Raw genomic sequence first — 25,900 nt, 5'->3', positions numbered from 1 at the left:
AACCTGTTCTTGGCGTTGCTATACTGGCCCCGTTTTCCTGATATGCGGCGGGGGTTCGCTGCGAGTCACTTATCCAGCTTCAAGCTCAACGAGGAGAAACATGAACAAACCCTCCAAATTCGCTCTGGCGCTCGCCTTCGCCGCTGTTACGGCCTCTGGTGCAGCTTCCGCGCAAACCGTGGACAACTGGCGCAATCCGTTTGGCGACGTTTGGAAGAACGGCACCAATGAACTGTGCTGGCGCGATGCGTTCTGGACCCCGGCTACCGGCATCCCCGGTTGCGACGGCGTTCCGGTCGCTCAGAAGGAAAAGCCCGCTCCCATGGCCGCCAAGGTCGTGTTCAATGCTGACACCTTCTTCGACTTCGACAAGTCGACGCTGAAGCCGGAAGGCCGCCAGCTGCTGGATCAAGTCGCCCAGCAAGCCGGCACGATCGATCTGGAAACGATCATCGCCGTTGGCCACACCGACTCGATCGGCACCGAAGCCTACAACCAGAAGCTGTCCGAGCGCCGTGCCGCTTCGGTCAAGGCCTACCTGGTCAGCAAGGGTATCGACCCCAACCGTATCTACACGGAAGGCAAGGGCGAACTGCAACCGATCGCTTCGAACAAGACGCGTGAAGGCCGTGCCCAGAACCGTCGCGTGGAAATCGAGATCGTCGGTAGCCGCAAGAACTAATTGCAGCGCTAGCCGCTACAATGAGGGGGCCTCGCATAGCGAGGCCCTTTTTTCTTGCCGCGCCTCTCGGCGCGGCATGCCGCACCCTTATATATAGAGCCGGTCGGCCCGCCGACCCCCGCGCCCATGACGACAGCCACCCAATCCAGCGCCCCCGGCGTCAACGTCGACCAAGCCGAAGTCGAGAAATTCAGCGCGCTGGCCGCCCGCTGGTGGGACCCGGAAAGCGAATTCAAGCCGCTGCACGCCATCAACCCGCTGCGCCTGGGCTGGATCCAGGAGACCGCCGGCAGCCTGAGCGGCAAGCGCGTGCTGGACGTGGGCTGCGGCGGCGGCATCCTGTCCGAGAGCATGGCCGTGGCCGGCGCACAGGTCACCGGCATCGACCTGGCCGAGAAATCGCTCAAGATCGCCCGCCTGCACGGGCTGGAGTCCGGCGTCAGCGTCGATTACCGCGCGGTGCCCGTCGAGGAGCTGGCGGCCGAGCAGCCGGGCCAGTACGACGTGGTGACCTGCATGGAAATGCTCGAGCACGTGCCGGACCCGGCCTCCGTCGTGCGGGCCTGCGCCGCGCTGGCCAAGCCCGGCGGGTGGGTGTTCTTCTCCACCCTGAACCGCAACCCCAAGTCGTTCCTGTTCGCCATCGTCGGGGCCGAATACGTTCTGCGCCTGCTGCCGCGCGGCACCCACAGCTACGACAGCTTCATCAAGCCCAGCGAGCTGGCCGCCAGCGCGCGCCAGGCCGGCCTGGAACCCACGGGCATGCGCGGCATGGAGTACAACCCCATTACCCAGGTGTATTCGCTGTCGGCCAACACCTCGGTCAACTACCTGATGTCCACCCGCAAATGAGCGCCCTGATCCTGTTCGATTTCGACGGCACCCTGGCCGATACGGCCCCCGACCTGGCCGCCGCCGCCAACCGGCAACGTACCCGCAAGGGCCTGGAGCCCATGCCCTACGAAGCGCTGCGCCCGATGGCTTCGCAGGGCGCGCGCGGCCTGCTGCGCGCCGCGCTGGGCCTGCTGCCCGACCATCCCGACTACGAGCCGACGCGGCTGCAGTTCCTGGAAGACTATGCGGCCGAGTCGACCGTGCACAGCCGCCTGTTCCCGGGCATCGCCGATCTGCTGCAGGATATCGCCCAACGCGGCCTGTCATGGGGTATCGTCACCAACAAGGTCACCTACCTGACGCTGCCCATCGTCGAACACCTGGGCCTGACGCGCGACAGCGCCGTGCTGGTCTGCGGCGACACCACCGCCCACGCCAAGCCGCATCCCCTGCCCCTGCTGCACGCGGCCGAGCAGGCCGGCTTCCAGGCTGGGCGATGCGTCTACGTGGGCGACGACCTGCGCGATATCCAGGCGGCCCATGCGGCCGGCATGCCGGCGGTGGCGGCGGCCTATGGCTACGTCGGCATGGAAGAGGACGTCTCCACCTGGCAGGCCGAGGCGTGCGCCACGTCGCCGCGCGAACTGTGGTCCGCCATCGAACCCTTGCTGCCCGCGCGCGCCACGGCCTGACCCGCGGCGACGGCTGGCGCGGGTCCCACTCCCGCGTCGGCGCCATCCCCGGTCACGGATTGTTCCCCCCATGCGAACAGTCCTGCCGAGTTTTCCCTCTTTATCCTGTCATCGCGTTCCTCTAGCGTAACGTTCCTGCGCCGGCGCCGCCCAGCCGCCGGCGCGTCCAACCGTTCCTTCCCCAACGCGCCCGCCTCGCCGGTGCGCGGAGAATCCTATGTTGTTGCCCATCATTCTGCTGTCCGCGGCAGGCTTTACCATTCTGACCACGGAATTCCTGATCGTCGGCCTGCTGCCGCCCCTGGCGCGCGACCTGCAGGTCACCGTGCCGCAGGCCGGCCTGCTGGTATCGCTGTTCGCCTTCACCGTGGCCGCCGCCGGCCCGGTGCTGACCGCCCTGCTCGCCAATATCGAACGCAAGCGCCTGTTCGTCTGGGTGCTGGTGCTGTTCGGCCTGGCCAACGCCCTGGCCGCCGTCTCGCCCAATATCTGGGTCATGGCGTTCGCCCGCTTCGTGCCCGCCCTGGCGCTGCCCGTGTTCTGGTCCCTGGCCAGCGCCACCGCCGTCGAACTGGTCGGCCCCGCCTATGCCGGGCGCGCCATTTCCATCATCGGCTTCGGCATCGTCGCCGCCACCGTCCTGGGCATTCCCATCGGCGTGCTGATTTCCGACGCCTTTGGCTGGCGCGCCGCCTTCGCGATGCTGACCGCCGTGGCCTGGGCCAAGGCCTTGCTGCTGCTGGCCTACTTTCCCAAGCCCAGGACGGGACGCCCGAGCCAGCGGCTGAGCGCTCAGCTGCGCATCCTGCGCGATCCCTGGCTGCTGGGCCACGTGATGCTGTCCCTGCTGGTCTTCACCGGCATGTTCACCGCCTACACCTATCTGGCCGACATGCTCGAACGCCTGGCCGGCTTCGACGGTAAGGTGGTGGGCTGGACCATGATGGCCTTCGGCGGCGTCGGCATATTGGGCAACTGGCTCGGCGGACGCCTGGTCGACCGCAGCCCCCTGGGCGCCACCATCCTGTTCAGCCTGATCATGACCGCCGGCCTGCTGTTCGTCGCCCAGGTCATGCAGGCGCCCTACTGGCTGGCGCTCGCGCTGGCGCTGTGGGGCATCGCCCAGGCCGCGCTGCTGACCGTCTGCCACGTGCGCGTCATCAAGGCCGCCCCGCAGGCGCCGGCCTTTGCCGCGTCGCTGAACATCTCGGGCGCCAACATCGGCATCGGCCTGGGCGCCGCCGTGGGCGGCCACTTCATCGACAGCTACGGCCTGGCGACGCTGGGCATGGCCGCCGCCGTCATCGTGCTCGTCGCGGTAGGCCTGGCCATCGCGCTGGCGCTGGCGCCGCGCCCGTCCCCGCCCCACCCGGCCACGCCCGCGCCAGGCGTCGAACCATGAAGACGCGCGGGCCGAATTGACGGTACAATGAGTGTCAACCTTGGGGCCGATCCGGATTCGACGTGGGTCATGAAACAGCTCAGGGCATGCCGAGCACCAGTAAGCTCGTTAATCCACTGGAACACTACAAACGCCAACGACGAGCGTTTCGCTCTCGCCGCTTAAGCGGTGAGCCGCTGCACTGATCTGTCCTTGGGTCAGGCGGGGGAAGGCAACTTCCCAGGGGGCAACCCCGAACCGCAGCAGCGACATTCACAAGGAATCGGCCACCGCTGGGGTCACACGGCGTTGGTTTAAATTACGTGAATCGCCCTGGTCCGGCCCGTCGATCGGCTAAGTCCAGGGTTAAATCCAAATAGATCGACTAAGCATGTAGAACTGGTTGCGGAGGGCTTGCGGACGGGGGTTCAATTCCCCCCGGCTCCACCAATTTCAAGGGCTCGGATAATCTCCGAGCCCTTTTTCTTTGCAGGCACGCCGGACAGCCGCGCAAGACCGGATCCTGCCCTATCCCAGGCTCTGCCGGATCGCCCGCCGGAAATGATCCGCCAGCGTGGTGTGGTGGTCCGGGCTGCTCAGCAGCGCCAGGCCGGTGCGGAATCGCGAGCCTGGCGCGAGCGGTCGGAACGCCACGCGGTAGCCGACGCGGCCCACGATGGATTGCGGAACCAGCGCGATGCCGGCGCCCATTTCCACCAGCGCCAGCACGGTCGCGGTCTGGGTGGCCATGTGATTGGCGATGCGGGGCATGATGCCCTGGGCCTGGAAACCCTCGAGCATCAGCGCGCGCAATGGCGGCGAATGTTCGCGCGGCGGCAGCAGCAGCGGCTCGTCGGCCAGGTCGCGCAGCGAAATCTCCCTGGCCGCGACCAGGGCATGGTCGTGCGGCAGCGCCACGCAGAAACCATCCTCGTCCACCAGTTCGAGCTCCAGGCCCGGAAACGCGTCCAGCGGATAGCGCACGATGCCCAGGTCGAACGTGCGATTGTGCAGGCCCTCGACAATGCGATCGGTGGTGGCCTCGTACAGCTCGACGTGAACGCCCGGGTGGGCGCGCTGCAGTTGCGGCAATGCCTGCGGCAGCAGGCGATAGGGTGCGCTGCCGACAAAGGCCAGCCGCAGGGTGCCGACGTCGCCGCTGGCGGCGTCCCGGGCCAGGAACGGCAACCTTTCGGCGTGCCGCAGTATCTGCATGGCTTCGGGCAGCAGCAGCGCGCCGGCTTCGGTCAGCGTGACGCCTCGCCGTCCGCGCACGAACAGCCTGGCGCCCAGCCTCGATTCCAGCTGCGCGATGGAGACCGACAGGGCCGGCTGCGCGATGTGCAGCTGCTCGGCGGCGCGGCGCAGGTTCAATTCGGTGGCGACGACGCAGAAGTGGCGCAGGCTCTTCAGGTTCACGGTTGCCAGGAAATCAGCCATATCGTTTTTATTATCAGAGCAACTAAAAATAGTATTTTACGCATTATGGCTGTCTCTCTAAGCTCTCGTTGATCCACCGAACCGGCCCGTCCGGATCCGATATCGATAACGACAGGGGGAGACATGAATCGAAGACATGCGTTGAAAGTCCTGGGGGCGGCAGCCCTGCCCGCGCTGGGATGGCCGATGAGCGCCATGGCCGGCGAGTTTCCGCAAAAGCCCATCCGGTTCATTTCGCCCAGCCCGCCCGGCGGCGTGACGGACTTCCTGCCGCGCCTGCTGGGCCAGGAGATGGGCAAGATCCTGGGCCAGCCGGTCGTGGTCGAGAACCGCACGGGCGGCAACCAGACCATCGCGACGAACTATGTCGCCAAGGCGGCCCCGGATGGATACACCATCCTGCTCGCCACGTCGGGCGCGCTGGCGGTCAACCCGCATCTGATCGCCGACATTCCCTACCAGCCCCTGACGGACTTCGAGCCCATTTCCATGCTGGGCGGCGTCGCCTCGGTGGTGATGGCAACGCAGGCGTCGGACGCCACGACGCTGGCGCAACTGCTCGACGCCGGCCGCCGGACGGCGCGCAAGCCGGCGTTCGGCCACACGGGCATCGGCACCTCTCCGCACCTGGTGCTCGAGGCGCTGAAGCAGGAAGCCGGCATCGACATCGTGGACGTTCCATACAAGGGAACGCAGCAGTTGTTTACCGATGCCAAGGGCGGGCAGTTCGAGTTCCTTTGCAACAACATCGGGCCGTCCCTGCCGCTGATCAGGAACGGCGACCTGCGCGCGCTCGCCGTCACCAGCCGCCAGCGCTCGCCGGCGTTGCCCGACGTTCCGGCGATCGCCGAAACGCTGCCGGGATTCGAGGTCCTCGGATGGATGGCTGCCTACGCTCCGGCGGGAACGCCCGCGGACGTCATCGACAGGCTGGCCGCCGCGCTGCACGCGTCCCTCGCCACGGACGAGGTGCGCAAGGCGCTGGCCAACTTCGCCATCGATGCGATGCCGACAAGTCCGCAGGAAGCGAAGGACTTTCTTGCGGCCGAGTACCGCCGGTGGGGAGAGGTGGTCCGCCGCTCCGGCATCCGCATCTAGCGGGGCGGGACGACCGCGCCCGGACGAACGGCGCCGCGCCATGAGGCTCGGCCATATTCAACAGGAGGGGCAACAGCATGCAGGAATATCGATTGGTGGTGTTTACCAACCCGACCGAGGGCATGGAGGATCAGTTCGATGAGTGGTATGTGAACCAGCATCTTCCCGACGTGCTGGCCGTGCCGGGGTTCAAGGCGGGGCAGCGTTTCGAACTGGAGCGCGAACAGCTCAAGGCCGGCCCGCATCCATGGCGTTTCATGACGGTGTTCGATATCGAAACCGATGACCTGCGCCACACGTTCGACACCCTGATCAGCCGCGTCGACACCCCCTTGATGCCCATGTCTCCCTCGATCTCGGAACATCGGATTGCCTATGCCTACAGGGCCGTGACGCCCAAGGTGCAGGCGGCGACGACACGCTGACAGCAGCCGCAATAACGGGTTCCGGCCCAGCCTCGCCCCCGATCGCGCGGCGCGGGGACCGGCCGGACGACGGAGACAGACATGACGAGACACGCTCTGGCCTATGTGGCGGGCGCCTATGAACATCCACTGCGCCATGCGCCGGACAAGTCCGTGGCGCAATTGCATGCGGAAAGCGCGCGCGGCGCGCTGGACGATGCCGGCCTGAGTTTCGCCGACGTGGATGGGTATTTCTGCGCGGGCGACGCCGGCCTGGGGCCCGCCTATATGGTGGACTACCTGAACCTGACGCTGCGGCACGTGGACGGCACCGAGATAGGGGGCGGCTCCTATCTTGCGCAGATCGGCCACGCCGCCCATGCCATCGCCGCCGGCAAGTGCTCGGTGGCGTTGATCACCCTGGCCGGACGCCCGCGCAGCGACGGCCAGGCCACGGGCACCGAGCCGCGCATTCCGGGCCCGGACCGCCCCTCGGCGCCGTGGGATGCCGCATACCGCTGGACGATCGGCACCCTATACGGGAATTTCGCTCGCCGCCACATGCACGAGTACGGCACGACCAGCGAGCAGATGGCATGGGTCAAGGTCGCCGCCTCGCACCACGCGCAGCACAACCCCAACGCGCTCCTGCGCAAGGTCTACACGGTGGACGACGTGCTGAACTCGCCCATGGTGGCCGACCCGCTGCGCCGGCTGGACTGCTGCGTCATCACCGACGGCGGCGGCGCATTGGTCATCGTGGCGCCCGAAGTCGCGCGCAGCCTGAACCGGCCGCGCATCAAGGTGGTGGGCCACGGCGAGACCATCCGCACCAACAACGGCGGCCACCATGAGGACCTGCTGGTGACGGGCGCCGCCCGCTCGGGAGGCGCGGCATTCGCCCAGGCGGGCGTGACGCCGGCGGACATCAAATATGCGTCCATCTACGACAACTTCACCATCATGGTCATCATGCAACTGGAAGACCTCGGCTTCTGCCCCAAGGGCGAAGGGGGGCGCTTCGTGGCCGACGGCAATCTGATATCCGGCGTGGGCCGGCTGCCTTTCAATACCGACGGCGGCGGGCTGTGCAACAACCATCCGGCCAATCGCGGCGGCATGACCAAGGCGATCGAGGCCGTGCGCCAGCTGCGCGGCGAGGCGCATCCCGCCGTGCAGGTAAAGAACTGCGACCTGGCCCTGGCGGCCGGCCCGGGCGGGGTGTATGGCATCGGCCATTCGCACACGACCGTCATTTTCGAGCGGGAGGACTGACAATGCAGACCAGCGAACAGGCAGGCGGCTGGCAGGCCGACCCCTACGCCCTCGCGTATCCGGAGTCCACGCCATTCTGGCGGGCGGCCGAAACCGGCACGCTGCTTTTGCCTCAGTGCGTCCTGTGCGAATGCTTCCATTGGCATCCCCGCGCGTTCTGTCCTTTCTGCAAGGCCCCGGACCCTCGCTGGACCGCATCGAGCGGCCAGGGCGAGATCTTCAGCTTCAGCGTGGCGCGCACCGCGACACCCTACGTCGTGGCCTACGTCAGGCTGGCCGAGGGCCCGTTGATGCTGACCAATATCGTCGACTGCGACCCCGACAGCGTGCGCATCGGCCAGCGCGTCAGCGCCCGCTTCCGCCCCACGCAGCAAGGCAGGCTGCTGCCGGTGTTCGCGCCGGCGCACGATAACGACAAGGACTAGAGACATGCATTCCGGAAATCGCATCACTCGCCGCAGTTTCATGCTGGCCGCGGGAGCCTTGGGCCTGGCCCTCGCGGGCGCCGCCCAGGCGGCCACGTTCCCGCAGCGCCCTGTCGCGATGATCGTGCCCTTCCCGGCCGGAACGGCCGTCGACGTCGTGGCCCGTTTTCTGGCGACCCGGCTGACGCAGCAATGGAGCCAGCCGGTATACGTGGAAAACCGCGTGGGCGCCGATGGCCTGATCGGCACGGTGGCCGCCAAGATGGCGCCCGCCGACGGCCACACCATCCTGTACAGCGGCCCGCCCTTTCTCTTCGTGCCGGATCTCAACCCGCAGGCGGACTACGATCCGCTGAAGGATTTCCGTCCGGTGGCACGCGTGACCGCGCCCGTCTACATGCTTGCGGCAACCAGGAACGCGCCCTACAGCACCTTCCAGGAGATGGTGGAAACGGCAAGGCGCACCGGCGGCCAGCTGGATATCGGCACCGCCGGCGCGCACGGCACCGCCACGGCCGCGGGAATGGCCAGGGCGGCCGGCGTCGACGTCAACATCATCAACTACAAGACCACGGCGCAGTTGATCAGCGACAGCATCGCCGGGCACGTTCCCATGGTCCTGTCCGCGCTGGGGTCGTTGAACGCGCTGACGCACAACGGTTCGCTGAAGGCCCTGGCCGTCAGCGGACCGCAACGATCGATCATCGCGCCCGAGGTCCCCACCGCCATGGAAGCCGGCGCGAAGGATTTCTCGGTGGTCTCCTGGAACGGCGCATTCGTGCGCACCGGCACCCCGGACGCCGCCGTGGACGCCATTGCCCAGGCCATCCACAAGGCGACGCTGGGGCAGGACTTCATCGAGTTCTGCCGCGCCCAGGGCCTGGAGCCCGCGTTCGAAGACGGCAAGGCGTGGCTCGAGGCCTTGCCGGCCGAACGTACCTACCTGAACGGGCTGCTGCGCCAAAGCGGCCTGCTGGCGGCAAAGTGAGAACGGCACCCATGCAAGCAGCAAACACCTGGCCGGCCATCGACGCCGAGGCTGAAATCGGCGACATCCGGCAATGGACGACCGGCGCGGTGCTGGCGCGCCGCGCCGAACGCAGCCCGGACCGGGTTTTCCTGCGCTTTGCGCCGGACGGCCGCAGCTATACCTACGCAGACCTGCACCGCCGCACCAACGGTATCGCCCGCGCGATGATCGGCTATGGCATCGCCCAGGGCGAGCACGTCGCCATGCTGTCGCCGAACTGCCCCGAATGCCTGCTCGGCAATCTGGCGCTCGGCAAGGTGGGCGCGGTATCGGTACCGATCAACACCAATGCCAAAGCGTCGCTGCTGGAGTACTACCTCGCGCATGCGGATTGCGTGACCGCGATCGTGGCCGACGCCTGCATGGAAACCTTCGTGGCGGTGGCCCCTCGCCTGGCGCGACTGCGGCGCGTGCTGGTCATCGGCGATGCCGCCAATGCTCGCCGGATGCTCGCAGGCCTGCCGCTGGCGGTCGAGCCCTTTCCCGCGGACGCCGCGAGCGACGAGACGGTTGGCAATGAGGTGCGCTTCACCGACCTGGCCTACCTGATGTTCACCTCGGGCACCACGGGGCCCTCGAAGGCCATCATGATCCCGCACGGGGCAGCCTGGCACTGGGGCAAGCACAGCGTGCACTATCGCTACTTCCTGCCCGAAGACGTCGACTACGTCTGCATGCCGCTGTTTCACGCCAACGCGCTGCTGCTCAGCTGCACGACCGCGATCGTGGCCGGCACATCGGTGGTGCTGGACGAGCGTTTCTCCGTCTCGCGCTTCTGGGACCGCATACGCGCCTTTGGCGTGACACGCTTCAACGCCATCGGCGCCATCGGCAATTTTCTTTGGTCGCAGCCGGCCTCGCCGGCCGATCGCGACCACAAGGTGCGCATTTGCTCGCTGGCGCCCCCGCCGCCCTTCGTGCACGATTTCGAGCGCCGTTTCGGCCTGCGGGTGATCGCGGGCTACGCCTTGAGCGATTACGGCTTCGGGGCGTCGCTTTCGCCCGATGCGCCGCCCGACAAGTCGCTCAGCCTGGGCAGGACCTGCGAAGGCGTCGCGATCCGGGTGGTGGACGAGGACGACCTCACCCTTCCGGCTGGCCAGGTCGGCGAGATCGTGATGCGCATCGAACAGCCGGGCGCCGCGCCGCTGGGCTACTACAAGATGCCGGAAGCCACGCTGGCGGCCTGGCGCAATCTCTGGTTCCATACCGGGGATCGCGGCTATTTCGACGCCGACGGCTATCTGTACCTGACCGACCGCAAGAAGGACATGATCCGCCGCCGCGGCGAGAACATCTCGTCGTACGAAGTCGAGTCCGTCATTGCCCTGCATCCCGCCGTGCTGCAGGTGGCGGTCTACCCGCTGCAATCGGAGCACAGCGAGGACGAAGTGGCGGCCACGGTCATGCTCAAGGATGGCCAGGCCCTGGATCCGGGTGAGCTGGTCGCGTTCTGCCAGCAGCAGATGGCGGCGCACATGGTGCCGCGCTTCGTCGAATTCGTGGACGCGATGCCGCTGACGCCCACCAACAAGATCGAGAAGTACAAGATCAAGGAGCGCGCGCAAGCGGACCGCTCGCGGCTATGGGACCGCGAAGGCGCCCCGGGCGCGCGGCCCCGGCCGTAACGCGGATGGGCCAGGCCGGTGGACCGGGCGGACGGGGGCCGGCCCGCCTGCCCTATACTGGCGCCTGCCCACCAGACCCGACAGCTCCGGCGTGAAACTCAAGCCAGCCCCCAACTCGATATTCGCCATCCTCCTGCGTTCCTCATGGTGGATCAGCGCCGCCATCGCGCTCGCCCTGATCGCAAGCGCGCTGGCATCCACCCGGCCAACGTTCGCCGCGATCCTGCTCTTCGCCGCCCTGCCCTTCTTCGTCATCGCGGCCATGGCGGCCTGGAAGCAACGCAACGTCCCTTCGGCCGCCCGCGTCGAACGCGCCACGAACGCGGTGCGCGCCATGTCCTGGGACACCTTCTCGAAAGTGCTGCAAGAGGGCTTGCGCCAGGACGGCTGCGAGGTCACGGCGCTGCGGAGCGGGCCGGCCGATTATGTGCTGCGGCGCAAGAACCGGCTGGCCGTGGTCAGCGCGAAACGCTGGAAAGCCTCGCGCGTCGGCGTGCAGGCGCTGCAGGAGCTGGACGCCGTCCGCGAGACCCATGGCGCGCACGACGCCATCTACGTCACCATCGGCGACATCAGCGCGCCGGCGCTGGCGTATGCGAAGGCCAACCAGATCCAGTTCATGGCCGAGTCCGAATTGACGCGCCTGTTGCCGCGGCTGTCGAAGTAGCGCGCTGCTCGAACGCGGGTCAGCATTCGCCGGCCCGGACGGCCGCCCCTATTTCCCGTGCGCCCGGCATGGCGGCCGCGCACTCGATCAGTGCGTTCTTCATGTCCATGATTTCCGCGATGTCGCCCTTGGTGCGCCGCCACACCACCGAAATCGGCGGCAGCGGAACCCGCAGATCGATGGGCAGCACATGCAGGCGGCCACCCTGCTGCAATTCGGCCGCCACCGAGGCAGGGCATATGCCGAGGAAATTGCTTTTCTGCACCAGGGTCAGGCGCGAGGCCGAGGTAAGCCATTCCACTTTGGGCACGGGCGGCCGCAGTCCCGCGCTGACGAACTCCTCTTCGATCAATTTGCCGGTAATGGACGTCGATGGCGGCAGCACCCAGTCATACTGCGTCAGCATGTCCAGCGCGACCGTGTCCGCCGCGCACAGCGGGTGGTCCGTGCTGCACACGATGGCGATGGCTTCCTCATAGAGGACCGCGCTATCGAAATTGCGCGCGCCGGCCAGGCCCGCGTGGCTTTCCAGCACACGGGTAACCGCGATATCGATCGCGCCCTGGTCCAGCGCGTCGAGCAGCTGCCGCGACGTGCCCTCGGTAATCCGCACGCGCGACTTGAAGCTGGCGCCGAACAAGCGCACCAGCGTCGTGGGCACGAGGGTATGCAGGCAACGCGGCAGCGCGCCGAGATCGATCGACACGCCCTGGCGATTCTCCAGGTCGGCCACGTCGGCCTGCATCTCGCGCAGCTCGCGCAGGATGACCCGCACGCGGCCGACCAGCACATCGGCGAACGGATTCGGCCGCATCCCCCGCCTGCCCCGCTCGAACAGCGCCACCCCGAACGTGGATTCGACTTCGCGCAGCATCTGGCTGGCGGCCGGCTCGCTCAGGTGCAGGCCCTCGGCCGCCTTGCGCAGGGAGCCGTACTGCACCACCAGTTCGAGCAGGCGCAAGTGCTTGATCCGGATATGCCCCAGCCCCCTGACCGTTGATTTCTGCATTTTGTTTTTCCGATCACTTGATAAGTTACTCCTATTATTAATTTATCACTGGCCCGGATAGACTGCTTTCCACCCAAACGGAGTACGCCACCCCTCGCGCCGGGGCACACCGGCCGACCGAAAAACCTGGAGACAGAATGATGTTGCAACGGCTTTTCGCAGTATTGCTGGCCGCCGCGGCGCACACAGCCGCCTGCGCGCAAGCCCCCGCCCCGGCCTATCCGGAGCGCGCGGTCCGCTTTCTGGTGCCCTACACCCCTGGCGGCAATGCCGATATGCTCGTCAGGCTGCTGTCGCTCAAGCTGACCGAGTATTGGGACAAGCCGGTGGTGGTCGAAAACAAGCCGGGCGCGTCCGGCACCATTGCGGTCAACACGGTCGCCAAGGCGGAACCGGACGGGCATACCCTGGTCCTGGGCGCGGCGGGCAACCTGGTCGTCGCGAACAAGCTGATCAAGGGCCTGCCGTACGACCCCGTCGCGGACCTGAAGGCCGTTTCGGTGATTGCCACCCCGCCCTTCGTCCTGGTCACGGCCCGGCAATCGAAGTACCAGGACGTCGCCAGCCTGGTTGCGGACGCCGGCCAACGGCCCGAGCAGATCACCTTCGGCTCGGCCGGCATCGGGTCGGCCAATCATCTGTCCGGCGAGCTGCTGGCCTTGATGAAGCACGTCAAGTTCACGCACGTCGCATACAAGGGCATGGGCCCCGCCCTCAATGACGTGGTGGCTGGCCGCATCGACTTCGCGTTCGCGCCGATTCCGCTCGTGCTGCCGCAGATCCAGGCCGGCAAGCTGCGCGCGCTGGCCGTCTCCGGCACGACCCGCACCCAGGTGCTCCCGGAAGTGCCGACGGTGTCCGAGGCGGGCGTGGCAGGCTTCGAGAGCGGCGCCTGGTTCACCGTCATGGTGCCCAGGAACACCCCCGATCGCATCGTCGACAAGATCAATCACGATCTGAAGTCGGCGATGCAGGACGCGGATTTCGTCCGCAAGCTGGCCGAAGAAGGAGCGGTCCCGATCGGCAATACGCCCGCCGAGGCATCCGCATCGCTGCAGTCGGAAATGGCCAAGTGGGGCGACCTGATCGACCGCCTGAATCTGCAGCCCATCTGACGCGGCCGCGGCGCCGGGTCCGACCAACATTCTTTTGAACCGCAATCCCGCCGCGCGCGCGTGGCAGGATCAAACTCGCCCGCCGGCTGCGCAGCCGGCAGGCCATCCCGCAGGGAGAACGCCATGAACGAAGCATGCACGCCGACCCAAGCGTCATTGGACTCATACCGGAACGCACAGGCCTGGTATGGTCCGCAACTGGACAGACAGCCGGAATACTGGGTTCATCAACTGACCGGCCCGGAGCTGGCGCAACTGGACCAGGCGGTGCGGCGCGCCGATGCCGGCGGCAAGGACATCACGGAACTGACCCGGGACGATTTCGAGCTGGGCGGACTTGGCCAACGCCTGCAGCACATCAAGCACGAAGTGCTGCACGGGCGCGGCCTGTACCTGATCCGCGGCGTGCCGGTCGAGCAGTACACCATGCGGCAGTCCGCCATCGCATTCTGGGCGCTCGGGACGAGCCTCGGCCTGCCCGTCTCGCAAAACGGCAAAGGGCATGTGCTGGGCCATGTCGCCAACCTGGGGCTGGACTATGCAGACGCCGCCGTACGCGGTTATCAGACCTCCAACCGGCTTCCCTACCATACGGACTCGTCGGACATCGTGGGCCTGCTGTGCGTCAGGCCGGCAAAATCCGGCGGGCTGTCGTCGGTCGTCAGCTCCACGACCGTCTGGAACGAACTGGCCGCCCGCCACCCCGAACACGCGCGCACGCTGCTCGACAGTTTCCATCGCACGCGCTGGGGCGAGATTCCGCAAGGACAGAAGCCCTACTCGTCGAGCCCCATCTTCGCGCCCTGGCAGGGGCGTATGTACGCCAACTACGTGCGCAGCGCCATCCGCAAGGCGCAGGCGCTGCCGTCGGTTCCACGCCTTACCCCGCAGCAGAACGAAGCGCTCGACTGCCTGGATGCGTTGGCATGCGACCCGGCGCTCTACCTCGACATGGATTTCAAGCCCGGCGACGTGCAGTTCTTGTCCAACTTCACCATCCTCCACTCCCGCACGGCGTATGAAGACTGGCCCGAAACCGAACGGCGCCGGCATTTGCTGCGCCTCTGGCTGGCCTGCGAAGGCGGCCCGCCCATCCCGGAGCCGCTGCTGCGGCGCAATGGCCTGGCCAGTAACGGCCGGCCCAACGGCATCGAGGTGCCCGGCGTCAAGCCCAACGCGCCCCTGGTGCCCCAATAGGATGGCGCGCGCAAGCACGCCCCGCCCTCACCACAGATGAAGAAAGACATGCAATTCGTGAACCTAGACCAGGCCGGGCGCGCGATGGCCGCCGTGGCGCACCCCCATGGATATGTCCTGCTGCCGAACCCGGACAACGGCGACTCGCCGGAGCTGGGCGAGCGCATACGCCGGGAGGAAGACCTGCCCGCGCTCGGCAAACAGGCGCTTGCCGCCGGCGCGCCGCTTGTGGCCGGCGCGGCCGCCGTGTTCGCCCCCCTGCTGGCCCGGCCCGGCAAGGTCATCTGCCTGGGCCTGAACTACTACGACCATGCCAGGGAAGGCGGCCGCGACAAGCCGACATATCCCTGGTTCTTTCTGCGCGCACCCAGCTCGCTGGCGGCTCACGGACAAGCCGCGTGGTCGCCCCGGGTCTCGGGCCATTTCGACTACGAGGCGGAGCTGGCGGTCATCATCGGCAGGCCCGCCAGGCACGCCACGCCGGAGCAGGCGCTGGACGTGGTGCTGGGCTACGCCTGCTTCAACGACATGTCCGTGCGCGACTACCAGAAGAAAACGCAGCAATGGACCGTGGGCAAGAATTTCGACCGTACCGGCGGCTTCGGCCCGGCGCTTGTCCTGGCCGAAGACCTTCCGCCGGGCGGGCGCGGCCTTGCGATCTCATGCCGGGTAAATGGACAGACGGTGCAGGAGGCCAACACGGCGGACATGATCTTCGACGTCGCCGAGTCGATCAGGATCATTACCGAATGCATGACTCTGGAGCCCGGGGATGTCCTGGTGATGGGAACGCCTGCCGGCGTCGGCATGGCGCGCACGCCCCCACTCTGGCTCAAGCCGGACGACACGGTCGAAGTGGAGATCGAGCGCGTAGGCCGCCTGTGCAACCCCATCGTGGCCGAGCCTTGACACGGCGCGCAGGCCGGGCAAGGCTCGCCTTGCCCGGCCTGGCCCGACCTGCTCACGCCACGGTGGCTTTGCCGGCCAGCCGGGCAGGGTCGGCGGTTTCCAGGAACACCTTCAAGGCATCCGCCTGGTCGGCGGGCAGGTAGCTCTCGCGCAGCTTGACCAGCGCCGGGCCGAACTTCTCCTGGATCTCGTCGCCGAAACAGCTGAAGATCTCGGCAAAGTAGATCTCGTGACGCAGCAGCGAGTCGGCCAGGGTGACGATGGGCTTGTTTTCCGTATAGGAACCGTATGCGTCCCGGCCGACCTCGGCGACCAGGGCCTCTTTATAGTCGCGCGTGACGGTAATCAGCTTGTGCGAGATGCCCACGCGTATGCCGTTGCCTTCGTGCAGATAGACCTTGCAGTTCTTGCCCAGCTCGAACGGCCGGACATCCTCGCCGAACAGGATGATCAGCACCTTGACGCCGCGCCGGGCGGCTTTCTTCAAGCTGGGCAGATGCGGCTCCAGCGTGGTGTCCGCGGCCTTGATGCGAATCGTGTCGCGCGCCGAGCCGATCATCTTCTCGATATGCAGGCCGACCGCCGCCGCGTCGTTGAGCGACCAGACCAGGTCTTCCTGCGGCAGGTGGCCGATATTCTTCAGGCTCTCCTTCAGGTCTTCGCAGCGCAGCTGGGTAAGCTCGACCATCTGGTTGAAATAGCGGTTGGGATCGACGGCGACGTACTTGACCGGATTCTCCGAAACCGCCTGCACGGCGCCATTCTTGCGCAGCGCCTCGAGCACGGAGTAGCAATTGGCCTTGGGAATGCCGGCTTCCTTGCTGATTTCGTAGGCGGTTGCGTTGGGAGTGAGCAGAAGCGCGATATAGGTTTTGGCTTCGTAATCGCTGAAGCCCACGCCCTGCAGATCCTTGATTATCTTCTCGTACGCCGATCTCGTATTGTTCATCTGCAAACTGCCTTGCTGTCGTGACCTTGCCGGGGCCTGCCTCAGATGCGGGACAAGATGGAGTAGTTGACCGCACGGCCCACGCCGTAGCGGAACCCTTGCAGGCGCAGCACCTGGTCCGCGGTAATGTTGGCGAGATTGACGCCATCACCGAACTTTTCGAGCAGCGTGACGTGGCCCTTGGGGAAGGCGTACGGATCCGCCTCGATGAATATATTGCGAAACCAGTCCCGGGCGGCAATGTCCTTGAGTATAGCCGGATTGCTGGCGCTGACGCAGTCGATCTCGGACTGCTCGATGATGGTGTGATGCACGCCCATGGCGACATTGCTGCGGATGACCTTCTCCAGTTGCGCCAGGCTGAACGGCTCGGTCGGGTTCTTCCTGCCGAACTCGTATATCACCTCGAAGCCATGCTTTTGCATCGTCTCTATATGGCGCGTGCGTTCGTCCTCGCTGAAGTCCAGATAGTTTTCCGAGACCTCGATCCTGGGCATGCCCAGCTTCTTCAGATGCCGGATGTAGCCGTCCAGCTCGTTCTTCAAGTATGCGTACTCGAACAATATGCCGCCGGCGTACGGCTTGATGTCCGCATCCCGGTAGATCCGCACGGTCTCGCGCACGATCTCCTCGGGCAGGATCAGGGCGTTCATGGCGTAGATCTTGGCGTAATCGATGTAGTCGGCCACACAGCGCAAGTAATCGCGCAGGCTGGCAGGCCCGGTCCAGCCGAAGCCGTCCGGGCCGAAATCGATGACCGACGTAAGGCCGACGGCCCGCGGCTTCATCGAACGATGGTCCTGATCGAAACTCAACGGCGGCAACGAGGCGGCAGGTGCGGTACGCGGCTTGTCCATGATCCAGCCTTGACAACGGTTTTGACGGTAGTAGTATTATTCACTACTTCCAATATCCTGTAAAGACGCAGGCGCCCGCCGCCGTCCAGCCAGGAACCGCAAGGAGACGCCCATGGACGCACCCGCCCGAGAACCGCAACGCACGCAGGCCGCCCCCTCACCGCTTTGCGTGACGGCCGACCCGGAACAACTCAGCCTGCCCTGTCTGTACATGCGGGGCGGCTCCAGCAAGGGCGGCTTCTTTCTCGCGGCCGAGCTTCCGGCCGATCCGTTGGAGCGGGACGCGACGCTATTGGCCGCTTACGGCTCGCCGGACGCCCGGCAGATCGACGGTATCGGCGGCGCCGATCCCCTGACCAGCAAGGCGGCCATCGTCGCGCGATCCGAACGCCCCGACGCGGACGTCGAATACACCTTCTGCCAGGTCGATCTCACGCGCGCCCAGGTATCGACCGGCGGCAACTGCGGCAACATGCTTGCCGCGGTCGGGCCATACGCGGTCCTGCGCGGCCTGATCGCGGCCCGGGAGGGAGAGAATCGTGTGCGCATCTACACCACCAACACCAGGCAGGTGGTAGAGGCCAGCTTTGCGGTGCGGGCGGGCGTGCCTTGCGTCGAGGGGCCGACGGTAGTGCCGGGGGTGCCGGGCAGCGGCGCGACGGTGGCCATCGACTTCGGCGACTGCGCGGGCTCGGTATCCGGGGCCTTGCTGCCTACCGGCCAGGCCGCCGACACCATCCGGATCGACGGGCGCCCCATCCGCGTCTCGCTGGTCGATGCGGCCACGCCGTTCGTCTACGTGGTGGCCGAGGACATAGGCGGCGACGCCACCGCCACCCCGCAGGACATCCAGAACGACAGTGCGCTCATGGACCGCCTGGAGCAGGCGCGCGGCTGGGCCGCCGTGATGCTGGGCCTGGTCGACGACCCCGGCAAGGCGCGCGAGGCCAGTCCCAATGTGCCGCGCGTGATGATGATATCGGCGCCGCGCGACTACGTGGCGGGCGACACGCCCATCAAGGCCGCCGACATCAACCTGTGCGTGCGCCAGCTGGCGATGCAGAAACCGCACAAGGCCCTGGCGGTGACTGGCGCGGTGTGCACCGCCATCGCCTGCCGCATCCCCGGTTCGGTGGTGCAGGAGCAATTGCGCGGCGATACCGGGCGCGAGATCCGGCTTGGCCATCCATCCGGCGCGCTTTCGGTCGATTCGCAGGTGGACCAGACGCCAGCCGGGCCGCGGGTCCGCAAGGCCGCGCTGAACCGCACGGCGCGCCTGATCATGGCGGGCCAGTTGTATATCGCCCGAGCGAAGATCCGCCAACTCGTGCAACGGATGCGGTAAGGCCGCATCCGCGGCGGACATTCAGCCAAGAAGAGGAGACAGATGAGCACACCCTATACCGAAAGCCAGGCCATGGCTCGCGCGATGGTGCCGATCGCCGTGGAAGACGCCGGCATCGACCACGACGAGGCGCAGGCGCGGCGCGTCCTGACGATCTGCAATGCGTGCCGGTACTGCGAGGGATACTGCGCGGTGTTCCCGGCGATGACGCGGCGCCTCGATTTCCTGAAAGAGGATGTGCACTATCTCGCCAATCTTTGCCACAACTGCGGCGCCTGCCTGCATGCCTGCCAATACGCGGCGCCGCATGAGTTCGACGTCAACATCCCTCGCACCCTGGCCAAGGTGCGCCTGAAAACCTATTCCGAGTATGCGTGGCCGAAGGCGCTGGGGCGCCTCTACGACCGTAACGGCCTGGCGCTGTCGCTGGCGACGGCCGTGGGGCTCTCGCTCTTTCTGGCGCTGCTGGTCTGGCTCAACGGCGCCCTGTGGCACGCCCCGTTGCAGGGCAATTTCTACGCCATATTCCCGCACAACCTGCTGGTGGCCATGTTCGGCCTGGTCTTCCTGTATGCGGCACTGGCGCTGGGAATCGGCGCAACCCGTTTCTGGTGCGGTACCCGCCAGGACGCCGCGCCGCCGTCCTCGGCCAGCGGCGCGGCCGCGGAGGCGTCGTTCGACGTCCTGACGCTGCGCTACCTGGGCGGCGGACACGGGGAAGGCTGCAACGAAGAAAGCGCGCGCTTCACCCTGTGGCGGCGCCGCTTTCATCACCTGACGTTCTACGGCTTCATGCTGTGCTTCGCTGCCACCGGCGTAGCCACGGTCTATCACTACGCGCTGGGCTGGCAGGCGCCCTACCCGGTACTCAGCCTGCCCGTACTGCTGGGCACGGCCGGCGGCATCGGCCTGCTGATCGGGCCCGCCGGACTCTACCTGCTCAACCGCAAGCGCCACGCCGACCATGGCGACCCCGCCCAGCATGCGATGGACCGCGGATTCATGGCCCTGCTTTTCTTCGTGAGCCTGACCGGCCTGCTGTTGCTGGCGCTGCGCGACACGTCATGGATGGCGGTGCTGCTGGCGGTACACCTGGGCTTCGTGATGGCTTTTTTCCTCACCATGCCGTATGGCAAGTTCGCCCACGGCATTTATCGCAGCGCCGCGCTGCTCAAGAACGCCGTCGAGAAACGCACGCCCAGCACGCTCAATGTAGGCGCTGACTGAACCAACCCCTGGAGGAACGGATGATAGACGTACTGGTGATTGGTGGCGGCAACGCCGCGCTGTGCGCCGCCCTGTCGGCGCGCGAAGCGGGCGCGAGCGTTCTGCTGCTCGAAGCCGCGCCGCGCGAATGGCGCGGCGGAAACTCGCAGCACACGCGCAATCTGCGCTGCATGCACGACGCGCCGCAGGACGTGCTGGTGGAGAGCTACCCGGAAGAAGAATACTGGCAGGACCTGTTGAAGGTCACCGGCGGCATCACCAACGAGCACCTGGCCAGGCTCGTCATCCGCCGCTCCTCCAATTGCCGGCCGTGGATGCGCAGCCATGGCGTACGGTTTCAGAACTCGCTGTCGGGAACCTTGCACCTGGCCCGTACCAACGCATTCTTCATGGGCGGCGGCAAGGCCCTGGTCAACGCGTACTATCGCAGCGCCGCCGCCCTCGGCATACAGGTGCGCTACGACACGCCGGTCGCGGCCATCGAGCGCGACGGCGAGCGCTTCGTGGCGGCCCTACTGGAGGACGGCTCCCGCATCGAGGCCGGCAGTTGCGTACTGGCCGCCGGCGGCTTCGAGTCCAACCTGGAGTGGCTCGACCAGGCCTGGGGCACCAACGAGAACGGCGAAAGGCCCGCGCTGCAATTCCTCATCCGCGGCACCCGGTACAACCGAGGCGTGCTGTTGCGGCACATGCTCGACAGCGGGGCCGACGCCATCGGCGACCCCACCCAGGCCCATATGGTGGCCATCGACGCGCGGTCCCCGTTGTACGACGGCGGCATCTGCACCCGCATCGACTGCGTACCGCTGGGCATCGTGGTCAACCGAGCCGGCCAGCGCTTCTATGACGAAGGCGAAGACTTCTGGCCCAAGCGGTACGCCATATGGGGCCGGCTGGTGGCCCAGCAACCTGGCCAGATCGCCTGGTCCATCATCGACCGCAAATCGATCGGCCGCTTCATGCCGCCGGTGTTTCCCGGCACGCAGGCCGACAGCATCGAAGCATTGGCGCGCAAGCTGGGCCTGCCCGTGGAGCAGACCAGCCGGACCATCGCCGACTACAACGCCGCGTGCACGTCCGGCACGTTCGATCACAGCGTGCTGGATGATTGCCGCACGCAGGGGCTGACGCCAGCCAAGACCCACTGGGCCAGCCCCATCGTCGAGCCGCCCTTCCAGGGCTTTCCGCTCAAGCCTGGCATCACCTTCACCTACCTGGGCCTGAAGACCGACGACACGGCCGCGGTCCGCTTCAATGACCGGCCCAGCCCGAACCTGTTCGTGGCGGGCGAAATGATGGCGGGCAATATTCTCGGCAAGGGCTACACCGGGGGCATCGGCATGGCCATCGGCACCGCCTTCGGCCGCATCGCGGGCGCGGGCGCGGCGCGGTATGCCTTGGCCGGATGCCGCCAGGCCGCCTGAACGCAACGGCCCGCCTTGCGGCGGGCCGCTTTTCGGACCGGATCGAGAACTACTGGTTGAAGACGATCAGGCGCTCTTCGGTCATCTCTGACGCGCGGCGCTGACGTACCGCCGTTGAATCGATGCGTATGCCTGGACGGCTTTGTCAAAACGTCCGCGTCGGCAAACCGCGACACGCCGGACGACATGCCCACGCCCTTGGGTCTGGTGCCGCGGGGACGGCCGGCGCCCCCGCGCTTCATTGCCGCGCATCCCGGCGCGGCGGCGTCAAGCGGCGCGCAGCGCGGGCGTCTGGCCCGCCGCCTTCAGCGGTCCGATCAGGTCCGCAATGGCCTTCTCGTCCTCCAGGTGCATCAGGCGCCGCGAAAACTCGCCGCTGACCTGCGCGGACGTTTCGACCATATCGACCAGGCCGGTGAACTTGTCGGTCAGCTCCTGGTCGGTCAGCGGATTGCTGGGTTCGCCCTTGGGCTCGGCCTGGTCGCGCTGCAGCACGCGCCCGTCCTTGAGCGTAACCGCCATGGCCGCCTGGCGGCCGGTGACGCCATAGGCAGGCTCCATGATGAGACGCGTGCGGTCCGCCGCGGCCTCGTGGACGCGCTGGTCGTTGAAACCGTCCCAGTACTCCCGCAGACCGTTGCGGCCGCCCGCCAATGCCAGCGCGACACCGAACTCGGTGCTGCCCATGGCGGCGTTCAGGTTGGGCGCCTTGGGCTTGGACGCCTGGCGGATCGACAGTTCGCACATGCGCACGTCGATCTTCTCGACGTCCTCCAGGCGCACCCCCTCTTCGAAGAACTGCTGGGCCAGATCGATGGGGCCGTGCGCATAGCGGCAGGCGGCATGCGGCTTGAAGCCGACTTCCATGATGACGAAGCGCTCGCCCAGTCCGTCGAGCAGGTCCTCGACGCGGATGTCTTCGCAGTAGGCGTTGAAGAAACCCTCCTTGCATTCCAGGGCCTTGCGGGGGCCGGCGAAGCCGCGGCTGGCCATGACGGCCGCCATGGTGCCGTTGAAGGCCGATTTGCCGGGGCTGAAAGGCTTGGCCATGCACGGATCGTCCAGGTAGGACTGGATGCCCGCCGACTGCATGGCGGCCAGGCCGATCGCCGCCGCAATGCCCTCTTCGTCGCAGCCCAGCAGCTTGGCTCCGCCGGCGGCCGCGCCGAACAGGGACACCGTGCCGGTGGTGTGGAAGCCGCGCTGGCGATGCCCGGGGTTGATCGCCTTGGCGATGCGCACCGCTACTTCATAGCCGGCGACGATGGCCGTGATGACCTCGCGGCCGCTTTTGCCGTTGGCCTCGGCCAGCGCCATGATCGACGGGATCATGACCGAACCGCCCTTGATCAGGCCCGAACCATGCGCGTCGTCGAGCTCCACGCCATGGCCCAGCATGGCATTGCACATGGCAGCCAGCGGCGCGGGCACCTTGAACCCGTAGCCGATGACGGTGGCCTCGGGCTTGCCGCCCCATTCGCGCACGATCTCGACCACGCGCCGCGCCGGCTCGCTGATGGCCGAGGCCGCGATCTGGTTGCCCAGCCCGTCGCGAATGATCAGCTTGGCCTTGTGCAGCACCTCCTCGGGCAGGTCCTCGAATTTCAGCTCGTGCACCAGCTTGGCGAAACGCCGGGTCAGGCCCTGGAGTTTGGCGGCGGTTTCCTCGTTCATGCTCATTTCTCTCACCTCGGTGTGGTTGAAGTCCAATTAGAAGTATTTAATGCTACTACCTTAAATCCGGCACGCCAATACGGGATGCGGCCGCCGGCCGCGCGCGGCCGGCATGGCCGGCCCGCCGCGCGTCACGCCGCCACGCGCCGCTCCATGCTCATGGATTTGTCGACTTCGGCGGACAGGATGCGCGTCACCTCGTTCTCGTACGCCTTGACGCTGTCGTCGCCGGCGCCCCTGGGATGCGGCAGGTCGATCCTGATGTCGGCAATGATGGAGGACGGCCGTGCGCTGAAGATCAGCACGCGGTCGGCCAGCAGCACCGCCTCCGACACACTGTGCGTCACCATGACGATGGTCTTGTTCGCCTCAGTCCAGAGGTTCTGCAGGTCATGGATCATGTAGTTCTTGGTCTGCACATCCAGCGCCCCGAACGGTTCGTCCAGCAGAATCACCTCGGGGTCGTAGGTCAGCGCCCGGGCGATCGCCACCCGTTGCTTCATGCCTCCGGACAGCGTGGACGGATACGCATCCTCGAATCCGTCCAGCCCTGCCAGGGTGATCCACTTCTGGGCCCGCCGCCGCGCTTCCTGCGGCGGCGTCTTCTTGATGTCCAGGCCCAGCGTGACGTTCTCCATGACGGTGCGCCAGGGGTACAGGACGAACTCCTGGAAGACGATGCCGCGGTCCGGACCCGGTCCGCGTATCGGTTCGCCGTCCAGTTCGATGGCGCCGCCCGAAATCCCTTCGAAACCCGCGATCACATACAGAAAGGTGGATTTGCCGCAGCCGCTGGGGCCGATGATCGCGACAAACTCCCGCTCCCCGATGCTGCAGGTCGCATCCTTGATCGCCAGTACGTCGCCGAACCGCATGCTCACGTTCCTGGCCACGATCTTGTCCCTTGCCATCTCCGTCTCCCGTTTGGTTGTTTTCAGCGTTCGACCTGGACGCCCCATCTGCCGACCGTACGCTCCTCGAACGCGCCCATCAGGACGTTCTCGATGAGATAGCCGAGCAGCGCGATCATGATCAGCCCGCCGTAGATGGTGGTCATGTCCATGAACTCGGAGGCCTCGTAGATCATGAAACCCAGCCCGTAGGAGCTGGCCGCCAGCATTTCCGCGGCGATCAACGCCCGCCAGGCGTAGCCGCTGCCCAGCCGCACCCCGGTGATCAGGTACGGCAGGATGCCGGGAACGATCACCTTGAAGAAGATCTGCGAGCGGCTGGCCCCCATCGAACGCGCGACCCAGAACACCTTGACGTTCATGTTCTCGATGCCGGCCACGACGTTGAGAATCACCTCGAAGCTGGCCGCGATGAACACGATCAGGATCGTGGTCTTGTTGTCGACGCCGATCAACAACAGCAGGATCGGCGTCCAGGCCAGCGTGGGCACCGGCATGAACAGGCTCAGCAAGGGCTTGAAGACGAACCGCCCCCATCGGGTCAGGCCGATCAGGATGCCAATCAGGGTGCCGACGGCCGCCGCCAGCGCAAGGCCGGCCAGCAGGCGCATCATGCTGTAGTACACGTGGCGGTATAGCTGTCCGCCGTGGACGTCGGCCCCGGAGTCCGACCAGAGCGTGGAGAAAATACTGCTGGGCGGGGGGAACAGGAAGTCGCTGACCAGGCCGGAACGCGCCAGGAACTCCCAGACCAACAGCGGCACGCCCAGCGAAACCAGGGGCACGAGAAGCCGGTCGAAAGCCCTGGCCCCGTCGCCGCCGGGCATGGAGGAAGCCATTGCGCTGCTCATTTCGATCCTCCGATGCGCGAGGCGCCATGCCATTTCCTGATGGTGCGCTGCTCCAGCACGCCGAATATCCCGTATTCGATCGCCATGCCGATCAGGGCCAGCAGCGCGATGCCCACGAACATGGTCGAGACGTCCATATAGCTGCGCGCGGCGAAGATCATGTAGCCCAGGCCCGTGCTGATGGCCGCCAGCATCTCGGCGGCGACCAGCGTGCGCCACGAGTGGGCCATGCCCAGCTTCAGGCCGGATATCAGCGCCGGCAGGCAGGATGGCAGCAGGACGTTCAGCAGTACGTGCCGGCGCTTGCCGCCCATGCTGCGCACCACCCAGATCGACTGTTTTCCCACTGCCTTGACGCCCTGGATCGTGCTGTAGAGCACAGGAAAGAACGCGCCCAGGAAACATACGGTGATGATGGTCCGGTCGCCCTGGCCGAACGCGACCAGCAGGATGGGCGTCCACGCGACGGCGGGCAACGGCAGCATGACGCTCAGGATCGGGCTGATCCACCTGTGGACAGCCGGCATCAGGCCCAGGCAGAAGCCCAGCGGTATCCCGATGAGCACGCTCAGCACGAAGGCGCTGATCGCGCGGTACAGGCTGGCGCCGATGTGCTTGAACAGCATGCCCTGCTCGGGCCCGGTGGAAAAGATCTGCTCGCTGGCCCGCGCGAAGATCATCGACGGCGAAGGGAAGATGTTCGAGGCGATCCACCCTGCCCGGACAGCGAACTCCCAGAATACGAGCAGGGTGACGATGGGCAGCATGAACCGGCCGAACTCGGCGTACGCGGCGAAAGCGCCGGGGGTACGCCGCGGGGCAGGCCTGATCATTGCCGTATGAGCGGTGGTTGCGGCAAGCGGCTTCATGGGGTCT

Annotated in this window: 25 protein-coding genes and 1 other RNA gene; 18 read left to right on the top strand and 8 right to left on the bottom strand. The window is 66.5% G+C overall.

All coding sequences use genetic code 11. The annotated features are described in order from the left end of the window. Positions 1-100: 100 nt before the first annotated feature. From ompA to ssrA, 5 genes are all read left to right on the top strand, one after another. Positions 101-682: an outer membrane protein OmpA gene (ompA, locus tag CAL11_RS07000; RefSeq protein ID WP_033462340.1), complete on the top strand. Its 582-nt coding sequence runs from the start codon at positions 101-103 to the stop codon at positions 680-682. 126 nt (positions 683-808) lie between these two features. Then, a complete protein-coding gene (ubiG, locus tag CAL11_RS06995; RefSeq protein WP_086092512.1) occupies positions 809-1,534 on the top strand; it encodes a bifunctional 2-polyprenyl-6-hydroxyphenol methylase/3-demethylubiquinol 3-O-methyltransferase UbiG in 726 nt (241 codons plus the stop codon). Continuing rightward, positions 1,531-2,208, top strand: coding sequence for an HAD-IA family hydrolase (locus CAL11_RS06990; RefSeq protein WP_086092511.1), 678 nt, complete (start codon positions 1,531-1,533; stop codon positions 2,206-2,208). Before ubiG ends, CAL11_RS06990 begins: the two co-directional genes overlap by 4 nt. Before the next feature lie 217 nt (positions 2,209-2,425). Continuing rightward, on the top strand, positions 2,426-3,610 hold the full coding sequence (locus CAL11_RS06985) for an MFS transporter (protein WP_086092510.1): 1,185 nt from the start codon (positions 2,426-2,428) through the stop codon (positions 3,608-3,610). Positions 3,611-3,652: 42 nt separating this feature from the next. Further along, positions 3,653-4,039, top strand: a transfer-messenger RNA (tmRNA) gene (gene ssrA, locus CAL11_RS06980). Positions 4,040-4,117: 78 nt separating this feature from the next. Here ssrA and CAL11_RS06975 read toward each other — a convergent pair. Next, complete coding sequence (locus tag CAL11_RS06975) at positions 4,118-5,029, bottom strand: LysR family transcriptional regulator (protein ID WP_086092509.1); 912 nt, start codon at positions 5,027-5,029, stop codon at positions 4,118-4,120. 123 nt (positions 5,030-5,152) lie between these two features. Between CAL11_RS06975 and CAL11_RS06970 the strand changes: the two genes are divergently transcribed. The 7 genes from CAL11_RS06970 (at position 5,153) to CAL11_RS06940 (ending at position 11,556) form a co-directional block, all read left to right on the top strand. Then, entirely contained in the window at positions 5,153-6,127 is a 975-nt protein-coding gene (locus CAL11_RS06970; protein ID WP_086092508.1) for a Bug family tripartite tricarboxylate transporter substrate binding protein, read from the top strand. A gap of 77 nt (positions 6,128-6,204) precedes the next feature. Then, entirely contained in the window at positions 6,205-6,552 is a 348-nt protein-coding gene (locus CAL11_RS06965; protein ID WP_033462348.1) for a DUF4286 family protein, read from the top strand. Between the two features lie 81 nt (positions 6,553-6,633). After that, complete coding sequence (locus CAL11_RS06960) at positions 6,634-7,806, top strand: thiolase domain-containing protein (RefSeq protein ID WP_086092507.1); 1,173 nt, start codon at positions 6,634-6,636, stop codon at positions 7,804-7,806. 2 nt (positions 7,807-7,808) lie between these two features. Next, complete coding sequence (locus CAL11_RS06955; RefSeq protein ID WP_086092506.1) at positions 7,809-8,231, top strand: Zn-ribbon domain-containing OB-fold protein; 423 nt, start codon at positions 7,809-7,811, stop codon at positions 8,229-8,231. 4 nt (positions 8,232-8,235) lie between these two features. Beyond that, positions 8,236-9,219 carry a tripartite tricarboxylate transporter substrate binding protein gene (locus CAL11_RS06950; RefSeq protein ID WP_086092505.1) on the top strand — a complete coding sequence of 328 codons (984 nt, stop codon included), beginning with the start codon at positions 8,236-8,238 and terminating at the stop codon, positions 9,217-9,219. Positions 9,220-9,230: 11 nt separating this feature from the next. After that, positions 9,231-10,889: an AMP-binding protein gene (locus CAL11_RS06945; protein ID WP_167382458.1), complete on the top strand. Its 1,659-nt coding sequence runs from the start codon at positions 9,231-9,233 to the stop codon at positions 10,887-10,889. A gap of 91 nt (positions 10,890-10,980) precedes the next feature. Next, on the top strand, positions 10,981-11,556 hold the full coding sequence (locus CAL11_RS06940) for a restriction endonuclease (RefSeq protein WP_086092503.1): 576 nt from the start codon (positions 10,981-10,983) through the stop codon (positions 11,554-11,556). Positions 11,557-11,575: 19 nt separating this feature from the next. Here CAL11_RS06940 and CAL11_RS06935 read toward each other — a convergent pair whose 3' ends face one another. Beyond that, entirely contained in the window at positions 11,576-12,565 is a 990-nt protein-coding gene (locus CAL11_RS06935) for a LysR family transcriptional regulator (protein ID WP_086092502.1), read from the bottom strand. Between the two features lie 137 nt (positions 12,566-12,702). Between CAL11_RS06935 and CAL11_RS06930 the strand changes: the two genes are divergently transcribed. The 3 genes from CAL11_RS06930 to CAL11_RS06920 all read left to right on the top strand — a co-directional run bounded on the left by CAL11_RS06930 (position 12,703) and on the right by CAL11_RS06920 (position 15,786). Continuing rightward, a complete protein-coding gene (locus tag CAL11_RS06930; RefSeq protein WP_086092501.1) occupies positions 12,703-13,680 on the top strand; it encodes a Bug family tripartite tricarboxylate transporter substrate binding protein in 978 nt (325 codons plus the stop codon). A gap of 123 nt (positions 13,681-13,803) precedes the next feature. Further along, entirely contained in the window at positions 13,804-14,877 is a 1,074-nt protein-coding gene (locus CAL11_RS06925) for a TauD/TfdA family dioxygenase (RefSeq protein ID WP_086092500.1), read from the top strand. A 48-nt stretch (positions 14,878-14,925) separates the two neighbouring features. After that, positions 14,926-15,786 carry a fumarylacetoacetate hydrolase family protein gene (locus CAL11_RS06920; protein ID WP_086094523.1) on the top strand — a complete coding sequence of 287 codons (861 nt, stop codon included), beginning with the start codon at positions 14,926-14,928 and terminating at the stop codon, positions 15,784-15,786. A 52-nt stretch (positions 15,787-15,838) separates the two neighbouring features. Here the strand turns inward: CAL11_RS06920 and CAL11_RS06915 are convergent, their stop codons facing one another. After that, complete coding sequence (locus CAL11_RS06915; protein ID WP_086092499.1) at positions 15,839-16,735, bottom strand: TrmB family transcriptional regulator; 897 nt, start codon at positions 16,733-16,735, stop codon at positions 15,839-15,841. A gap of 41 nt (positions 16,736-16,776) precedes the next feature. Next, the gene (locus CAL11_RS06910) at positions 16,777-17,592 is read right to left on the bottom strand and encodes a phosphosulfolactate synthase (RefSeq protein ID WP_086092498.1); all 816 of its coding nucleotides are present in this window, start codon (positions 17,590-17,592) and stop codon (positions 16,777-16,779) included. A gap of 112 nt (positions 17,593-17,704) precedes the next feature. Between CAL11_RS06910 and CAL11_RS06905 the strand changes: the two genes are divergently transcribed. From CAL11_RS06905 to tcuA, 3 genes are read left to right on the top strand one after another with little or no spacing between them, the layout of a single operon-like run. Further along, a complete protein-coding gene (locus tag CAL11_RS06905; protein WP_086092497.1) occupies positions 17,705-18,937 on the top strand; it encodes a 2-methylaconitate cis-trans isomerase PrpF family protein in 1,233 nt (410 codons plus the stop codon). Positions 18,938-18,979: 42 nt separating this feature from the next. Beyond that, positions 18,980-20,164, top strand: a complete 1,185-nt coding sequence (gene tcuB / locus CAL11_RS06900) for a tricarballylate utilization 4Fe-4S protein TcuB (RefSeq protein WP_086092496.1) — start codon at positions 18,980-18,982, stop codon at positions 20,162-20,164. Between the two features lie 20 nt (positions 20,165-20,184). Continuing rightward, positions 20,185-21,588 carry an FAD-dependent tricarballylate dehydrogenase TcuA gene (gene tcuA / locus CAL11_RS06895; RefSeq protein WP_086092495.1) on the top strand — a complete coding sequence of 468 codons (1,404 nt, stop codon included), beginning with the start codon at positions 20,185-20,187 and terminating at the stop codon, positions 21,586-21,588. A 267-nt stretch (positions 21,589-21,855) separates the two neighbouring features. Here tcuA and CAL11_RS06890 read toward each other — a convergent pair whose 3' ends face one another. From CAL11_RS06890 to CAL11_RS06875, 4 genes are all read right to left on the bottom strand, one after another. Next, on the bottom strand, positions 21,856-23,268 hold the full coding sequence (locus CAL11_RS06890) for an MmgE/PrpD family protein (RefSeq protein WP_167382457.1): 1,413 nt from the start codon (positions 23,266-23,268) through the stop codon (positions 21,856-21,858). A gap of 125 nt (positions 23,269-23,393) precedes the next feature. Continuing rightward, the gene (locus CAL11_RS06885) at positions 23,394-24,173 is read right to left on the bottom strand and encodes an ABC transporter ATP-binding protein (protein ID WP_033462366.1); all 780 of its coding nucleotides are present in this window, start codon (positions 24,171-24,173) and stop codon (positions 23,394-23,396) included. 23 nt (positions 24,174-24,196) lie between these two features. Then, positions 24,197-25,024 (bottom strand): ABC transporter permease, encoded by an 828-nt coding sequence (locus CAL11_RS06880; RefSeq protein WP_086092494.1) that lies wholly within the window; start codon positions 25,022-25,024, stop codon positions 24,197-24,199. Beyond that, on the bottom strand, positions 25,021-25,893 hold the full coding sequence (locus CAL11_RS06875) for an ABC transporter permease (RefSeq protein ID WP_086092493.1): 873 nt from the start codon (positions 25,891-25,893) through the stop codon (positions 25,021-25,023). Before CAL11_RS06875 ends, CAL11_RS06880 begins: the two co-directional genes overlap by 4 nt. Positions 25,894-25,900: the final 7 nt, after the last annotated feature.

Source organism: Bordetella genomosp. 6, from assembly GCF_002119705.1.
Classification (GTDB): Bacteria; Pseudomonadota; Gammaproteobacteria; order Burkholderiales; family Burkholderiaceae_B; genus Bordetella; species Bordetella bronchiseptica_F.
The sequence above is the reverse complement of the archived record's forward strand: the minus strand, read 5'-3'. Positions and strand labels throughout refer to the sequence as shown.

What these genes read in the sequence shown, in the direction of transcription:
- ompA (WP_033462340.1), top strand. Translation starts at nt 101, where the DNA reads ATGAACAAACCCTCCAAATTCGCTCTGGCGCTCGCCTTCGCCGCTGTT.
- ubiG (WP_086092512.1), top strand. Translation starts at nt 809, where the DNA reads ATGACGACAGCCACCCAATCCAGCGCCCCCGGCGTCAACGTCGACCAA.
- CAL11_RS06990 (WP_086092511.1), top strand. Translation starts at nt 1,531, where the DNA reads ATGAGCGCCCTGATCCTGTTCGATTTCGACGGCACCCTGGCCGATACG.
- CAL11_RS06985 (WP_086092510.1), top strand. Translation starts at nt 2,426, where the DNA reads ATGTTGTTGCCCATCATTCTGCTGTCCGCGGCAGGCTTTACCATTCTG.
- CAL11_RS06975 (WP_086092509.1), bottom strand. Translation starts at nt 5,029, where the DNA reads ATGGCTGATTTCCTGGCAACCGTGAACCTGAAGAGCCTGCGCCACTTC.
- CAL11_RS06970 (WP_086092508.1), top strand. Translation starts at nt 5,153, where the DNA reads ATGAATCGAAGACATGCGTTGAAAGTCCTGGGGGCGGCAGCCCTGCCC.
- CAL11_RS06965 (WP_033462348.1), top strand. Translation starts at nt 6,205, where the DNA reads ATGCAGGAATATCGATTGGTGGTGTTTACCAACCCGACCGAGGGCATG.
- CAL11_RS06960 (WP_086092507.1), top strand. Translation starts at nt 6,634, where the DNA reads ATGACGAGACACGCTCTGGCCTATGTGGCGGGCGCCTATGAACATCCA.
- CAL11_RS06955 (WP_086092506.1), top strand. Translation starts at nt 7,809, where the DNA reads ATGCAGACCAGCGAACAGGCAGGCGGCTGGCAGGCCGACCCCTACGCC.
- CAL11_RS06950 (WP_086092505.1), top strand. Translation starts at nt 8,236, where the DNA reads ATGCATTCCGGAAATCGCATCACTCGCCGCAGTTTCATGCTGGCCGCG.
- CAL11_RS06945 (WP_167382458.1), top strand. Translation starts at nt 9,231, where the DNA reads ATGCAAGCAGCAAACACCTGGCCGGCCATCGACGCCGAGGCTGAAATC.
- CAL11_RS06935 (WP_086092502.1), bottom strand. Translation starts at nt 12,565, where the DNA reads ATGCAGAAATCAACGGTCAGGGGGCTGGGGCATATCCGGATCAAGCAC.
- CAL11_RS06930 (WP_086092501.1), top strand. Translation starts at nt 12,703, where the DNA reads ATGATGTTGCAACGGCTTTTCGCAGTATTGCTGGCCGCCGCGGCGCAC.
- CAL11_RS06925 (WP_086092500.1), top strand. Translation starts at nt 13,804, where the DNA reads ATGAACGAAGCATGCACGCCGACCCAAGCGTCATTGGACTCATACCGG.
- CAL11_RS06920 (WP_086094523.1), top strand. Translation starts at nt 14,926, where the DNA reads ATGCAATTCGTGAACCTAGACCAGGCCGGGCGCGCGATGGCCGCCGTG.
- CAL11_RS06915 (WP_086092499.1), bottom strand. Translation starts at nt 16,735, where the DNA reads ATGAACAATACGAGATCGGCGTACGAGAAGATAATCAAGGATCTGCAG.
- CAL11_RS06910 (WP_086092498.1), bottom strand. Translation starts at nt 17,592, where the DNA reads ATGGACAAGCCGCGTACCGCACCTGCCGCCTCGTTGCCGCCGTTGAGT.
- CAL11_RS06905 (WP_086092497.1), top strand. Translation starts at nt 17,705, where the DNA reads ATGGACGCACCCGCCCGAGAACCGCAACGCACGCAGGCCGCCCCCTCA.
- tcuB (WP_086092496.1), top strand. Translation starts at nt 18,980, where the DNA reads ATGAGCACACCCTATACCGAAAGCCAGGCCATGGCTCGCGCGATGGTG.
- tcuA (WP_086092495.1), top strand. Translation starts at nt 20,185, where the DNA reads ATGATAGACGTACTGGTGATTGGTGGCGGCAACGCCGCGCTGTGCGCC.
- CAL11_RS06890 (WP_167382457.1), bottom strand. Translation starts at nt 23,268, where the DNA reads ATGAGCATGAACGAGGAAACCGCCGCCAAACTCCAGGGCCTGACCCGG.
- CAL11_RS06885 (WP_033462366.1), bottom strand. Translation starts at nt 24,173, where the DNA reads ATGGCAAGGGACAAGATCGTGGCCAGGAACGTGAGCATGCGGTTCGGC.
- CAL11_RS06880 (WP_086092494.1), bottom strand. Translation starts at nt 25,024, where the DNA reads ATGAGCAGCGCAATGGCTTCCTCCATGCCCGGCGGCGACGGGGCCAGG.
- CAL11_RS06875 (WP_086092493.1), bottom strand. Translation starts at nt 25,893, where the DNA reads ATGAAGCCGCTTGCCGCAACCACCGCTCATACGGCAATGATCAGGCCT.